A 14042-nucleotide genomic window follows, 5' to 3' on the forward strand; every position below is an offset into this window, starting at 1 on the left:
GATTCCTATGGATGGTTTCGTAAAGAAAAGAGCTTCAATATTTTTCGTTTTTCTTCTTTATCTTTTATTCCTTTTTCCGATTTCAGCCTTTGCGCAAGAGAACGAGCCGGTGGTTGATACGGGGGATACAACTTGGTTGCTCGTAGCAGCGGCTATCGTTATTTTTATGCATGTGCCTGGTTTGGCTCTCTTTTATGGAGGGCTTGTAAACGAACGGAATGTTGTATCAACGATGATGCACAGCTTTGTCAGTCTTTTAACTGTGACCATTGTTTGGGTGCTATGGGGATACAGCCTCAGCTTTGGACAGGATGTAGGGGGAATCATTGGAAAACTGGACTACCTGGCATTTAACGGAGTAGGAGGAGAGGCTGCTTTTGGTTCATTAACCATCCCTCATTATATATTTGCCATTTTTCAAGGTGCATTTGCTGCTATAACGGTTGCGATTATTTCCGGAGGAATTGCAGGGCGTATTTCTTTTCCTGCATGGGTAATGTTTTCGGTTTTATGGATCACCTTTGTTTATGCACCAATGGCTCATTGGGTATGGGGAGGCGGATGGCTTTTTGCCATGGGCGAACTTGATTTTGCTGGAGGTACGGTTGTTCATATACTTTCCGGTGTTAGCGCATTAACAGCTGCACTCGTAATTGGGCCGAGATATGAACATATGAAGAAAAATGATGCTCCTCATAATATTGTTTTATTTCTTATTGGAGCGGCCACTCTTTGGTTTGGCTGGTTCGGTTTTAACGCAGGAAGTGCACTTAGTGCAAATGGTATTACCGCTCTTGCCTTTGCCAATACACAAGTTGCCGCAGCAGCCGGGGGCTTGGGATGGCTGATCATAGAATGGATGGTTCGCAAGCGCCCGACGCTAGTAGGAACTGCCACTGGGGCAATAGGCGGTCTTGTTGGCATAACTCCAGCAGCAGGATTTGTCACAATCCCTTCAGCTTTGATTATTGGACTTGCATCCGCCCCTATCTGCTATTTTGCTATCCATTTTGTGAAAGCACGTCTAAAATATGATGATACGTTAGATGCTTTTGGAGTACATGGCATCTGCGGAATATGGGGATCCATTGCAACAGGACTTTTTGCTACTAAGTCAGTGAATCCGGCAGGGAATAACGGTTTGTTTTATGGAAATCCTGAACAGCTGTTCCATCAGGTTATAGGAGTGATTGTGGCTGTTTTGCTTGCGGCAGTAGGAACATATATTGTTTTGAAAATTGTTTCGCTGTTTACACCGTTGCGTGTGAAAAAAGAAGACGAGCTGCTTGGCCTTGATTTAAGCTTTCATCAAGAACCGGCTTATTCAGATGTTGATCAGTCGATAGAAGAGAAGGGTAAATCAAACGATATTGCTTCTCAAATGTCCTAGCATGGCAATGTATTTTTCATTGGTTGTCAAAACGGCAAAGCTATGACCAATTCAATTGTATACGCATAAAAGAATCCTCACCTGATAAACAGTGTGAGGATTCATGTTTGTTTTGATGAATTTGTAAAAACACAACAAGTAAATTTCGACAAAGAAAAACAGCCGATTATTGTTAATTTTTTATACTGTAAAGAAAAAGGTTAAAAATCTGTCGTCATGTGATCGTTTTGTTCTCTTATTTCTTTAAAACTATTTTAAGCAAAAAATATACAAAAGGGTGTGGAGCTTGTTTCTGAAATATCTTTCGACTAAATCGGAAGGCAGGGCTCCCTCCCATAGCCATCAAGTTAAGAATTTGATCTTTTTTCAGCGCCAAAAACATGGTATCCTTTCTAACGAAAATCGTCGTTGGAAAGGATTATTTTTTGATGGCAAAAAAGATGAAGGCATGGATAAAAACGATTCGTCAACTCTTCTCCTATGAAGAACTGACCCGTCTGGCACGGAAAGTCGGATTCATTCAGCGGCAGCGTTCATTAACAGCGGAAGCCTTTCTGACGCTATGTGCTTGGGGAGACGGATCGCTCGCCTGTCAGTCGCTTCAGCGGTTGTGTGCCGATTTGGCGCTCTGGCATGATTGCTCTCTCTCGAATGAAGGACTGAATCAGCGGTTTACGCTCGTGCCGTGGCGTTTTTAAAAGAGGTCTTTTTTACTCTCCTGATGCATCAACGTCCGGCACTCTCTTCCATCACCGAAACGTATCGCGCTTGTTTCACCCGTCTGCGGATCTTAGACTCTACCAGTTTTTTACTTCCGACCGACTATGGAGAGGACTATCAAGGTTCGGTTTCATCTGGCGCCAAAATCCAATTTGAGTATGAGCTGTTATCGGGAACCTGTCTTCAGCTGTGCGTCCAACAGGCCAATGATTCCGATGCCCGTTTTGCTTATCATACCCAGCACACGATTTTACCGAATGACCTTTGCATTCGGGATCTGGGTTTTTTTTCACTCGCCACGCTGGCGGAGATCGATGCTCGAGGTGCTTATTATATTACCCGGTTGCGTTCCGATATCAAAGTCTATATCAAACAGGACGGGGAGTGGCACGAATGGGATTGGGAATCGATAGGAAATCGATTGGGCGAGGGGGAAGCCGTGGAAGTGGAACACGTGTATATCGGACACCAACGCCTGTATGTTCCGCGTCTGATTTTTCGCCGTCTCACGGCGGAAGAATGGGAAAAACGGCTGGCGTACGTGCGGAAAAAGGAAAAAAGAAAGGGAAGGCGCTGTCACGCCAAACCCTTGAACAAAAGAAATATCACATCTTACTGACCAATTTACCACAAGAATCGTTTGATGCGCAACAAGTTTATGAGCTGTATTCGCTGCGCTGGCAAGTGGAGCTGTTATTTAAGGGCTGGAAATCCTTATTTGATCTTGACCGTGTCAAAAAGATGAAGAAGGAACGATTCGAATGCCACTTATATGGGACATTGATTGCCATTTTAGTCACGCAGGCTCTTCTGTTCCAAGCCCGAAGGTATTGGCATCAACGGGAGGGAATCGAGATCAGTGAATGGAAAGCGCTTAATATCCTCCAATCGTATTGGCATCGGTTTCTTTTGCATCCCCAAGCGATGGAAACCGCCCTTCCATCTCTCCTGTCTCTGTTAAGGAAACACGCGAGGAAAGACCGAAGGAAAGGAGAGGAAACGGTATCGGATCTTTTAAAGAAATTGGGGATATGGTAGTGTGGGTCATGGATATAAATGCCAAATAACCCTCTTCTTGAGGGTTATTTGACATGCCCAGCATTTGGTTTTCTCTTCATCCTTTGATTGATTTTTCGAACATGCGTATCATCCTAAAAAATTTTATACCGCTAACTTGACGGGTATGGGGCTCCCTCCTCTCGTCAGGCGATTTATTCGGCTAACGATTCTCTTTTTTTGCATTTCAGAAACAAGTTATTGGCACAAACAGTTATATTTCAGATCAAGTGATACAAATTATTCAAACCAAGGAACACCAATTAACGTGCGGCCAATCCATTCGCGCAATATTTCGTTTGTGGGTCCCATGACTGCACCTGCTCGACCGTCACGTAAAAATTTTTCCACTTGCCCGGTTAGATATCCTCTTCCTCCAGAAACTTGTAATGCTTGATTTGTAACTTGTATGACTATATCTGCTGCATGAGTTTTGAGTTCCCAAAGCGGGTATAAGCATTCTGACAATTCTTTTCCACTATTTAAACATTGATCCATCCCTTCAGCTGTACGATAAAGCATGCTTCTTGCACTATCGATTAAAATTTGCGCTTTTGCCAATTCGTGGCGAATGACTTGGTAGCCGGCAACTGATTTTCCTGTATCTTTATGGACTTTTTTCTTTGCCTGGTCAATTGCTGCATTCAAGGCTCCTTGAGCAATACCAACCCAGCAAGCACTTGTGCCTAATAAAAAGAGCGGATCAATGACGTTTTCATTATAAACATTCATTCCGCCTTCAGTCCCAAGACGATTTTCAATAGGGACAAAGACATCTTTAAACTTCATCGGTCCGCTTGAATTTCCGCGAAGCCCCATAGCTGAAAAAGGAAAATATTCGATTCCCTTCTGATTATGATCTACAATTAAAAACATTAATGGATCGTCTTCTATGCTATTTGGATAATTGGTGCAAACAATATACCAATCCGCCTCGCCCGCACTGGTGACAAATGATTTTTCCGCATTTAACAAATATCCGTTTCCTTTGCGGGGAGCCGAACTAACAACATTCCAGAAGTGGCTTCCAGTCGCTGGTTCACTAAAGGCTAATGCGCCAATCTTTCCCTTTAGCACCCCAGGAATATAACGCTGCCGCTGCTCTCTAGTTCCAGCTGTATAAAGCGTTTGGACGGCAGCAGTGTGCATAACCCAACACATAGTAGTGGAAGCGCAATATTGAGAAAAACTTTCGGCTAACAAAGCAAATCCAGTTAGTCCAGCGCCAAGGCCTCCGTCGTCAACAGGGATTGTAACTGCTCCAAATCCAGCATCCGCAATTGCTTGTAAGCTTTCCCGAGGATAACGGCATTCCTTGTCTGAAATAGAAGCACGGGGCAGCAGCTCCTTTTTGCCTAATTCATGTGCTTTTTCAATTAGTTTTTCGAATCCTTCTGGGTAAGACCACCATTTTGGAATTTGCATAATTTCTTCCTGCAGTTCTGTCTGATTGACTACCATTGACATCACTCCTCGTATACTAAGTTTCAGAAAGTTTTTTTATCGAATTTCCAGTCCGATACGCTCCTTGACAATCGCATATCTTGGGTGGTTACCTTTGTGGGAGGGGCGCGCCCCTCCCACAAAGGGTTCAGCGTACCGGGGTTGGACTTTTCGCAATGTTCCTGGATAATGGTCTTAGGATCATCGGGGATACTCTTCTCACTCCTGTAGCTTCGACTACTTGTAAAGTCTGTCTCCCCGGCCCCTGTTTGGACGTCTAACCCGCAGGCTGTTCCCGTTGGTTTTCCCCATGCTGGAAGGAGCAGCTTCCAGGGCAGCCCATGGTCCAACGTGAGTTCTCATATGCGAGGGTGACTGGTCAACAGGCGCGATCCGGGGGCATCCCGAAGAGTCCTACCCCTCGATCCTACAACAATAGGAGGTGATCTCATGAAACTCTACGTCGGGATCGACGTGAGCTCACGCGACTTAGCCACCTGCATTATGGATCATGAAGGAAATACGTGCGCACGCTTCAAAGTGGATAATCATCTTCTGGGCGCCACCTTCCTTCGGGATCAAATCCTCCTGTGGGCTAACAAGCGAAAGCCAACCGAAATTCTGATCGGGATGGAAGCCACCTCGGTCTACAGTTGGCATCCAGCTATGTTTTTCCACCAGCAGGAGGCCTTGCAGGCTTGGAACGTCAAGGTGTTTACGATCAATCCAAAGCTCATTCGCAAGTTTAAAGAAGCCTATGTCGACTTGGAGAAAACGGATGACATCGATGCTTGGATCATTGCGGATCGGCTTCGCTTCGGCCGTCTGAAGATGACGGCTGTCCTCAAGGAGCAGTTTCTCGCGCTTCAGCGACTGACACGCATGCGATATCATCTCGTCCACCAGTTAACCCGTGAGAAACAGTATTTTCTCCAGCACTTGTTTTACAAATGCAGTTCCTTTACCCAAGAGGTGGACAGTTCGATCTTCGGACATGCCATTCTCGAACTGCTGCTTGAGTCGTGGAGCCTCGATGACATCTGCCAAATGGATGTCAAGCAGTTGGCCGACTTCCTGCGCCAAAAAGGGCGCAATCGCTTTGCCGATCCGGAATGCATCGCCAAGTCGATTCAAAAGGCGGCCCGTTCGTCGTATCGGTTGTCCAAGTGTGTCGAGGATTCCATCGACTTGCTGTTAGGGCTGTCGATTCAATCAATCCGCAGCCTGCAATCGCAGCTCAAAGAGCTCGATAAAGCCATTACCCGCCATCTTGAAGGCATTCCGAACACACTGCAAACCATCCCAGGCATCGGACCGGTTTATACCGCAGGCATCCTGGCCGAAATCGGGCAAATCGAGCGGTTTCACAATCAGGCCGCCTTGGCAAAATATGCCGGCTTGACATGGTCCAAGCACCAATCGGGCCGTTTTCAAGCCGAGGACACCTCCCTCATTCGTTCCGGCAATCGCTATCTCCGTTACTACCTAGTGGAGGCTGCCAACTCGGTACAACGGCATGATGCGACGTTTCGTGCGTACTACCGGAAGAAGTATGAGGAAGTGCCCAAACACCAACATAAACGAGCCCTCGTCCTCACCGCTAGAAAACTCGTGCGTGTGATCGATGCGCTGCTACGCAACGGTCAAATCTACACGCCAAGAAAGGGGGAAGATCGATAAGAGGATCGATCTGGTATACCAATATCAACCTTTAGACCCAGTTTATTACATGTACTAATACTGGGTTTCTTCAGTATTGCCTTTTTTCGGATCATCGGACAAGGGAATTTCCAATTTCTATGATTTTTCACCTTGACATATTACCGCAGGACTTTTTAAAGGTTACTGTTAAGAATGTTAACAAAAATTACAATATTATGAATATTGTGCTTTTATTTTTACATAGACGATTCTTTCAAAGAAACAGAGATTTCCTAAATAGTGGGAATAAATCAAAAACCTTGTCATTACATTTTACAATGATTCGGTACTCTCCCTGTCTCCTTTCCGTGTAAAACATCGTTGCTGATCTCATTATTGGCGCTAATAATGTTAAGTTCTCAAAGAAATAAAATTTCATTGCCTGCTCATGTTGAATGATCCGAAAGGAAAAGCTCTAATTGTCAGAACATTTTACAGATTTTTGCGAATATTCCCGCCATTTGAGAAAAAACGGTTGTGAGAACGTTACGGTTGTTATTATGATAGGATCATCAGAGTTATAAAATAATACATTTTTTGTTACAAAACATAACATAACTCTGATTATAAAAATTGAAAAAGGAGAGTGGAAAGAATGAGTGAATCAGCGGTAACAGCTATGGATCATCAATTTTTAAGTCAAAAGCCAGGAATTCAGCTAATAAAAGCTGGAACGTATGAAAAAATTGAGTTGAACAATGTTTTGAGTATACCGGCTTTGAAAAGTCAAATTATTGACGTTCCGATTAGCCCATTAGAGAAGCCTTTAACAATTGGATATTTCTCTATGCAAAAGTCGGAAGAGTTTGAATTTTTGTATACTTACTTAGAAGTAAAGGTAATTATAAAGGGGCAGATCATCGTCAGAGATGAACAAGGAAACAAATATGTAGGGGAAGCGGGAGATGTTTTTATCTTTACCCCTGAAACGAAAGTGATCTTTGATGCTGAAAGCGATGGAGATGCGATTTATACGGCACATCGATTGCCGGAGCCAACATTTTTAAATTAAACAAATGAAAGAATTTCCCCTTGTCGTAACGCGGCTTCATGGGGAGGTTCTTTCATCCAGTTTTGATCGTGAGGAGGAGAGAGGGCAGTGAGTGTAAAAACGACTAACCAACATATGATCAAAGAAATTCCGCTTATTAAAAGGTTCCCATTTCCATTTCAAAAGGACTCTTACAGGTATTCTAATAATGCGAGGCCTCTAGAATCCGGGAAACTTGCAGATATTACTCCCGAATATTTTGAAGAAATAGATAAAAAGCGTCAAATACTATTAAACCACCATGAACGTGCTTTTCAATCTTTAGAACATTCAATCGATGGACAGTGGGAAGTGCTGGAATTTTTAATAGATGAACTTGCCATTATTTACCCTGAGTATTTCTCGGTTATAAAAAATGGTCATGAATGGACGTTTGAAAATAAGCTTTTGGATGAGAAACATACATTTACTTTTGGCGATCTATCGACATTGCCCTACGAGCCTTTAGATTTTATCGGCAGACACGTTCAAGAGGATCTCATTTTTATGGGGCAAAGAGACGGTGATTTATATATGGATGCAGGACAATTGTGTTTTCCTGCCAATTGGTCGATTGCCTTTGATATTGGCATGACTTACACCGAGTTCCATTCTCCTGTACCGGTTTTTTTCGACAGCGGTTTAGCGAAAAAAGTCCTCAATTTTCTTTTGAGAATCGAGGCAGGGAAACCGTGGACACGGTTAAACTGGACTTTAACAGTGGAGCCAATCCTTGACACGTTCCCTGAGAATTTTGATGAATGGGGTCCAAAAAAGGAAAAGGTAACTTCAGAAAATGCCGGTCAGCTTGTGCACTTAAGAGTGGAGGATCAAAGGCTATTTCGTATGCCGCGAAGCAATGGGATTTTATTTAGTATTCATACTCATTTAATATCACTTGATGAGCTGAAAAAAAATGAAGATTGGTTGAAACGTTTTTTTCGAGTTTTAAAGGATTTACCTGACTATATGGTTGAATATAAAGGATTTAGTTTATACAAAGGAGAAATCATTCGCTATTTAGAAAAAAGCTTGACAGATTGAAATTGGGAAAATTGGAAGAAAATAGCGTGTGAAGAAGCTGTTTTTAAAAAACATGAAAGGAGGAGGATTACATGATGGCGCGAACACTTGAAGTGATTGTAGAACAAATTACGCATGAAACAGCTGCGATTAAAAGTTTTAAGCTAGTGTCAGCAGACCGTTCGCCATTGCCTCGTTTTAGTGGGGGTTCTCATATTACGACTTATTTGCAAACTGAAACAGGCTTAATCGAACGCCACTATTCTCTTACAAGTGATCTGGACAATACAGGCTACTATCGAATCGCCGTTCGCCGCAATGAGGATTCAAATGGAGGATCAATTTATTGGCACGATCATGTGAAAGAAGGGGATAAGATCTCCATTAGTTATCCGAAAAATTATTTTCCGCTAAGCTTTCAAGCAAAACGCCATTTATTTTTTGCAGCTGGGATTGGCATTACACCTTTTCTTTCGATGGCGAAGGAATTAAAAAAGAAGAAGGCTCCATTTGAAATACATTATGCCGCTCCTTCAAAGGAATTATGTGCCTTTTATCGCCATCTCTCCACTTTTTTTTCAGAGGAAACTCATTTTTATTTTTCAAAGGAAAACAAGAAAATGTCAACAAAGTTAATGGAAAATCAACCGATAGGAACCCATGTTTATTTCTGCGGTCCAGAGGCCATGATCAAAGAATTTGCCGATGCTGCCAAAGTCATTGGTTATTCTGAAAAAAGCATCCACTTTGAACTCTTTACACCGCCAAAATCAGGACCGATGCAGCCATTCCGGGTAAAACTCAATAAAAGCAACAAAGTGATTGAGGTGCCTGAAGGGAAAAGCTTGCTGGACACTTTATTACAGCTTCATATTGATGCGCCATATTCATGTAAAATCGGGGGATGCGGCAGCTGTCAGCTGCATGTTTTAAAAGGAGAAATTGACCATCGAGACTTTTTTCTTACCGAAATGGAGAAAAAAGAAAGCAATGTCATTTTAACATGTGTTTCAAGGGCAAAATCCGGCAGTCTTGTTTTAGATCTTTAAGAGCATACAAGAAAGGAGCAAATGGAATTGTGCACACAACAAAGGTTATCGGAATCGATGATTTTGAATTCAAGATAAACGACGTGAAATGTTCTTTTGAGGAGTTGCTGCCGGGATTTCATCAATATGATCGACTAGGAATAGTCGTACGGGAACCGGCAGGAAGTGCTGGTGCTAGCGCCTTGCTTATGGCAGCTGTCACCAGATTTTATGATTTTTATCGTCAGGATTTAACAGATGAGGAGGGCGGACTTCGAATTTATCCTGATTATTTCATTTTCCATGTCGGAAAACAGCACTTAGATCATTATTGGATGGATATATGGCCGCCCCATAAAGAGGTTATCGTAGAGGATGACCCTGAACAAATTTTAGAAGCGATTAACGATCGGGGCATCACCCGGCTGATTGTGGAAGATATCAAACCCGCTCATGCGACTTTTTTACAAGAAACCATCAGCAGTGCGCAGCAACGAATCGTCAGTGCGATAGCATATTCACCGTCAGGACGGGTTCATTTCGGCGATGTGAGTATTGCAAGCTGTCCAGCAGCAGAACGCTTCGTTTTTGACTCGTTTAATAGATCTAAGAAACTTTTTCAACAAACGGCTGCCCAATTAAAACAAAAACGGGAGAATCTATTTGTCAATGGGCGTGTTATTGAAACTTATCGCCGGATTCCTTTAACAGATGCTCTTTATATGCTTACTCGCTCGAACGGTCCGGGCTTCACAACTAGCCGTTATCTTTCTATGTTGTAATTTGATAGAAATCAAGTTACGGCAATGCTTTGTTTGCTTAATATTGATTCGAACTAGCTGCAGCTTATCGTTGGAGAATATCCTGATATTCGAAAAATTCGAATTGAGAAAATTACAAATTGCTTATTCGATTCGACCATGTTGAAAAACAAACAAGGAGGGAGGTTGAAAAAATGACTAAAACAGCAGATGGGAAAACAAGCGCTTCTGAAGCAGATGAATTTTTTGCGCAAAATCAGCAAGCTGGCAATCTATTTCAATTCATCACTGGGAAGCAATTTTTGTTTATCATTGATGAACCGATGATTTTGCCAACGTTGATGTTTATTAAAAAAATTCCAGAACAGACGAAGAAACAAATCTATATATTGAAGAAAAATGATAGCAGCCTTCATTCGTATCAGGGGACAGAATTTTTTCCGAATGAAGCGACTGTCCTTTCATCAACATCCAGTGAGGAAATTTACAAAATATTTGAAAGTCAGTTTATCGGTACAAAGCTATTTCTTTCAGTTCAATGGTCAATGTTAAAAGAGCTGAAAAAACTGGCATTGCGGGCCGGTTTTAATGAAGATGAGATCCAGGCACAAGGATGGGGGGAGAAAGAGGAAAGGGTATTTTGTATAAAGTGTTATCATCTGAACAAGCTGACAGCACAAAAACAAGTAACGTGTGAAAAGTGTCATGCATCGTTAGAGGTTTCAAGACACTATTCTGGGCTCCATGATGCATATTTAGGTTATTTAAAAATAATTTCATGAAACAGAAGAAGGAGGGCATGAAAAATGGTAGGTTAAAGGCTTTGAAATCTTTAGAATAAGGGGATGATCATGTGGAGGGATTTGAACACTTTGCCGCAATCCAAATAGAAGTATTCTATTGGTGGTGCATTGCAATCATGCTGCAGATCCATGCGGGGTTTTTGACTCTTGAAGTCGGCATCTCCCGTGTAAAAAACGTATTGGCAACGGCTTTGAAAAATATTATGACGTTAGCAGTCGTGTTACCTGCTTTCTATTTTGTTGGCTGGTGGATATACAATGCGTTTCCAGACGGTTTGATTCCGAGAATGAGTGAAGCGGCATTAGCTGCATTGCCTTGGAGTGAAAATATGGGTCCGAATATAACGGATCATGCGAGTGGAGTTTTCTGGGGTGCTTTTGCGCTGTTTGCAGCTACGACAGCTTCCATCTTATCCGGCGTGCTGATCGAACGGGTTCGATTAAGTGGATTTCTTATTCTTGCCGCTATTCTTGGATCAGTTATTTGGAATTTAGCTGCTTCTTGGGGCTGGCACGGAGAAGGATGGTTTTTAACGCAATTTGGCTATCATGATGTTGCCGCTGCAGGCGTTATTCATGCAATAGCTGGGTTTTTTGCATTAGGAGTCGTGGTCAATTTAGGACCTAGAATCGGCAAATATACAGGGGATGGGAAAATTGTTAATATTCTGCCGCATAATCTTCCGTCCACTTTATTAGGACTGATGCTCATTTATGTTGGTTTTTTCGGCTTCCTCGGAGGCTGTATAATCGCTGTTACAAATGGGGAATGGATGACGATTTACGGTACTCCCACCAATTTATCGGCTTTTGTATTCAATGCTTTAATGGGATTAGCGGGAGGTTTAATAGGGGCATATTTAGGTTCAAAAGGGGAACCGTTTTGGGTCGCTTCAGGCGGGCTGGCCGGGGTTATTTCAGTAGGTTCGGGTTTAGATTTATATCATCCAGCGCTTGCATTTGTTATAGCTGTCATTGGAGGATTGATGTGTCCATTCATTGGAAATTTTCTCGAAAGGAAGGGGATTGATGATCCTGTAGGTGCTATTACCGTCCACGGATTTATCGGGATCTGGTCAGTCCTTGCAGTCGGGATATTTGCCTCCGGCTATCCCAATATAAACGGCCCGGAAATCACTTTTATTGGACAACTCGTATGTGCAGCGGTTGTGATCCTTCTAGGATTTCTCCCAGGCTACTGGACATCACTGCTTTTGAAAAAGCTTAATATGTTGAGAATACCAAAGCAAGCAGAGATGCTTGGTATTGATTTAACTGAAATACCTGCAACAGCTTTTCCGGAAGGAATTCCATCTACTCAAGAAAATGGAAGATTAAAAATGATCATGTCAAAGAGCAAAACTAGTTAATAAAAGGATAAAAATGTAAAGGAGGAATAGTAAATGAATACAAGTCCAATAACAAATTGGGAGCATGTCGGTGCTTATTTTACCTTTGGCCCGCATTCTATAGGAGTTGTGTTATCGATTATAGCTGCGATCGGCATCTGTGTTGCGTTGATTTACGCAATGTTTCGACATGAGAATCAAGCTTTTTCGGAAGTAAATCTATTAGCTTCGAAAGCAGTTGATGAAAAATTGGATTTTCCGAAAGAGGGTACGTACGCAGATCCATTAATGGAAAATGTAAACTAGTATAAGAGCAGGTTGCTGTCCTGATTTATCAAAATAGGAGTTTTCATACTCAAACTCTTTTTTCTGTGAAAATCAATTAACCATGGCTGAAGCGGTATACCCCACAATCAAATTGGATACCCTATTAACGACCAAAAAAAGGAAATAGGAAAGCAGAGCTACCTTATTTTTAGGTATCTCGTATATTTCTGAACCTTTTTGGTTATACTAATTTATTTACTGCTCTCGAAACGGTTCTTTTCGAGAAATGATGCAGTAAATGATGGTAAGCATTCGGTGCGCGATCGCAACGAGTGCTTTTTTCTTTCCCCTGCGTGCCGCCAATGACCAATATTTCGCTGCCAAACGTTGATTCCTACATCGAGACAAAGCCCAAGCCGCCTCACATAACGCCGATTTGATATGCGGATTCCCCTTCGTCGTTCGGGTACTTTTTCGTTTTCCAGCACTTTCATGATTTCCCGGCGCGACTCCCGCCCATGAAGCGAGGTGTTGAGACGTTGGAAATTGTCCCATATCGACTCCGATTTCAGCGATAATCACGGCAGCGGTTTCCTTCTTGATCCCCGGTATGGTCACAAGAAGCTCCATCTCTTGTTTGTATACTTGTAAGAGTTGGTCGATTCGTTCTTCGATGTCTCGAAGTAAACTTTCCAACGATTCGATGTGCTTCCACGATTGGCGAATCATGAACAGTTGATGGTTGGTCAATGTACCAAAGAGAGAATCCTGAATTTGTTGTTTTTTCCTCTTCATACTCCTGTGAATGCAAGCATCGACTTCGGTTTCTTCGATGTATCCCTGTTTCATTAAACGTTCCAGTAGCTTTCGCCCAGATACACCAAATACATCCGAAATCACGGAACTTAACTTGATATTGGAACATTCCAACACTTTTTGAATGCGGTTTTTCTCCGCGGTTAACTGCCCGATCCATTTTTTGCGCAAGCGAGTTAAATCCCGTCATTCTCGAATGTTCTCAGGAGGTACGAAACTCTTCTCGATCAATCCGTAACGCAACAATTTGGCGATCCATTCTGCATCGGAAACATCGGTTTTTCTCCCCGGTACATTTTTGATTCGCTGAGCGTTGGCAAGTGTAATGTCAAAGTAATCTTCCAAAATATTGAACACAGGTTTCCAGTAAACGCCCGTACTCTCCATCGCAATATGAGTGACACCACGATCTTCTAACCATTTCAGAAGACGAAACAAGTCTTTCGTGAAAGTAGGAAATGTTTCAACTTCCTTTTGAACGTGTTCTTCCTCTCCAAGAAGAGCACAAACGACAATTGTTTCGGCATGGACATCTAATCCTGCACAACGATGATAAAGAACATCCATGATTCTTACTCCTTCCATCGATAAATTCGCAAACAGGGAGTCCATTTGCACGTTAGGCATTTTTCTGTTCGTAGTCACCTTTTCACAC

Annotated in this window: 13 protein-coding genes and 2 pseudogenes; 12 read left to right on the plus strand and 3 right to left on the minus strand. The window is 42.5% G+C overall.

Annotated features, from left to right (window positions below; all coding sequences use genetic code 11):
• The first annotated feature begins 7 nt into the window (after nt 1–7).
• From NSU19_RS06850 to NSU19_RS06865, 4 genes and pseudogenes are all read left to right on the plus strand, one after another.
• On the plus strand, nt 8–1390 hold the full coding sequence (locus NSU19_RS06850) for an ammonium transporter (RefSeq protein WP_339199435.1): 1383 nt from the start codon (nt 8–10) through the stop codon (nt 1388–1390).
• A gap of 428 nt (nt 1391–1818) precedes the next feature.
• Nucleotides 1819–2088: a hypothetical protein gene (locus tag NSU19_RS06855; protein WP_339199438.1), complete on the plus strand. Its 270-nt coding sequence runs from the start codon at nt 1819–1821 to the stop codon at nt 2086–2088.
• Nucleotides 2076–2729 (plus strand): transposase, encoded by a 654-nt coding sequence (locus NSU19_RS06860; protein WP_339199441.1) that lies wholly within the window; start codon nt 2076–2078, stop codon nt 2727–2729. The genes NSU19_RS06855 and NSU19_RS06860 overlap by 13 nt, the downstream gene beginning before the upstream one ends.
• Nucleotides 2630–2845: pseudogene (locus NSU19_RS06865) on the plus strand (transposase); the annotation flags it as partial. The gene NSU19_RS06860 and the pseudogene NSU19_RS06865, both read left to right, overlap by 100 nt.
• Before the next feature lie 139 nt (nt 2846–2984).
• On the opposite strand, the gene NSU19_RS06870 reads toward NSU19_RS06865, so the two are convergent.
• Nucleotides 2985–3212 carry a hypothetical protein gene (locus NSU19_RS06870; RefSeq protein ID WP_339199444.1) on the minus strand — a complete coding sequence of 76 codons (228 nt, stop codon included), beginning with the start codon at nt 3210–3212 and terminating at the stop codon, nt 2985–2987.
• A 194-nt stretch (nt 3213–3406) separates the two neighbouring features.
• Complete coding sequence (locus tag NSU19_RS06875; protein WP_082830405.1) at nt 3407–4627, minus strand: acyl-CoA dehydrogenase family protein; 1221 nt, start codon at nt 4625–4627, stop codon at nt 3407–3409.
• Nucleotides 4628–5059: 432 nt separating this feature from the next.
• Between NSU19_RS06875 and NSU19_RS06880 the strand changes: the two genes are divergently transcribed.
• From NSU19_RS06880 to NSU19_RS06915, 8 genes are all read left to right on the plus strand, one after another.
• The gene (locus tag NSU19_RS06880) at nt 5060–6289 is read left to right on the plus strand and encodes an IS110 family transposase (RefSeq protein WP_027725928.1); all 1230 of its coding nucleotides are present in this window, start codon (nt 5060–5062) and stop codon (nt 6287–6289) included.
• 616 nt (nt 6290–6905) lie between these two features.
• Nucleotides 6906–7322 (plus strand): hypothetical protein, encoded by a 417-nt coding sequence (locus NSU19_RS06885; RefSeq protein WP_066251087.1) that lies wholly within the window; start codon nt 6906–6908, stop codon nt 7320–7322.
• An 87-nt stretch (nt 7323–7409) separates the two neighbouring features.
• A complete protein-coding gene (locus NSU19_RS06890) occupies nt 7410–8384 on the plus strand; it encodes a DUF3445 domain-containing protein (protein ID WP_339199447.1) in 975 nt (324 codons plus the stop codon).
• Nucleotides 8385–8455: 71 nt separating this feature from the next.
• Nucleotides 8456–9412 carry a PDR/VanB family oxidoreductase gene (locus NSU19_RS06895; protein ID WP_339199449.1) on the plus strand — a complete coding sequence of 319 codons (957 nt, stop codon included), beginning with the start codon at nt 8456–8458 and terminating at the stop codon, nt 9410–9412.
• A gap of 29 nt (nt 9413–9441) precedes the next feature.
• A complete protein-coding gene (locus tag NSU19_RS06900) occupies nt 9442–10173 on the plus strand; it encodes a hypothetical protein (RefSeq protein ID WP_339199452.1) in 732 nt (243 codons plus the stop codon).
• 173 nt (nt 10174–10346) lie between these two features.
• Nucleotides 10347–10934: a dimethylamine monooxygenase subunit DmmA family protein gene (locus NSU19_RS06905; protein WP_339199455.1), complete on the plus strand. Its 588-nt coding sequence runs from the start codon at nt 10347–10349 to the stop codon at nt 10932–10934.
• A gap of 71 nt (nt 10935–11005) precedes the next feature.
• Entirely contained in the window at nt 11006–12325 is a 1320-nt protein-coding gene (locus tag NSU19_RS06910; protein ID WP_339199457.1) for a hypothetical protein, read from the plus strand.
• Nucleotides 12326–12358: 33 nt separating this feature from the next.
• Nucleotides 12359–12610 carry a hypothetical protein gene (locus tag NSU19_RS06915; protein WP_327847659.1) on the plus strand — a complete coding sequence of 84 codons (252 nt, stop codon included), beginning with the start codon at nt 12359–12361 and terminating at the stop codon, nt 12608–12610.
• A gap of 216 nt (nt 12611–12826) precedes the next feature.
• Here the strand turns inward: NSU19_RS06915 and NSU19_RS06920 are convergent.
• Nucleotides 12827–13954, minus strand: a pseudogene (locus tag NSU19_RS06920) (IS110 family transposase).
• Nucleotides 13955–14042 lie beyond the last annotated feature (88 nt).

This window comes from Aeribacillus sp. FSL k6-2211, from assembly GCF_037966125.1.
GTDB lineage: Bacteria > Bacillota > Bacilli > Bacillales > Aeribacillaceae > Aeribacillus > Aeribacillus composti.

Bases quoted from the DNA above. Each gene is read 5' to 3' on its own strand.
- NSU19_RS06885 (WP_066251087.1), top strand. From the start codon at position 6,906: ATGAGTGAATCAGCGGTAACAGCTATGGATCATCAATTTTTAAGTCAA.
- NSU19_RS06850 (WP_339199435.1), top strand. From the start codon at position 8: ATGGATGGTTTCGTAAAGAAAAGAGCTTCAATATTTTTCGTTTTTCTT.
- NSU19_RS06895 (WP_339199449.1), top strand. From the start codon at position 8,456: ATGATGGCGCGAACACTTGAAGTGATTGTAGAACAAATTACGCATGAA.
- NSU19_RS06855 (WP_339199438.1), top strand. From the start codon at position 1,819: ATGGCAAAAAAGATGAAGGCATGGATAAAAACGATTCGTCAACTCTTC.
- NSU19_RS06915 (WP_327847659.1), top strand. From the start codon at position 12,359: ATGAATACAAGTCCAATAACAAATTGGGAGCATGTCGGTGCTTATTTT.
- NSU19_RS06870 (WP_339199444.1), bottom strand. From the start codon at position 3,212: ATGCTGGGCATGTCAAATAACCCTCAAGAAGAGGGTTATTTGGCATTT.
- NSU19_RS06880 (WP_027725928.1), top strand. From the start codon at position 5,060: ATGAAACTCTACGTCGGGATCGACGTGAGCTCACGCGACTTAGCCACC.
- NSU19_RS06905 (WP_339199455.1), top strand. From the start codon at position 10,347: ATGACTAAAACAGCAGATGGGAAAACAAGCGCTTCTGAAGCAGATGAA.
- NSU19_RS06875 (WP_082830405.1), bottom strand. From the start codon at position 4,627: ATGGTAGTCAATCAGACAGAACTGCAGGAAGAAATTATGCAAATTCCA.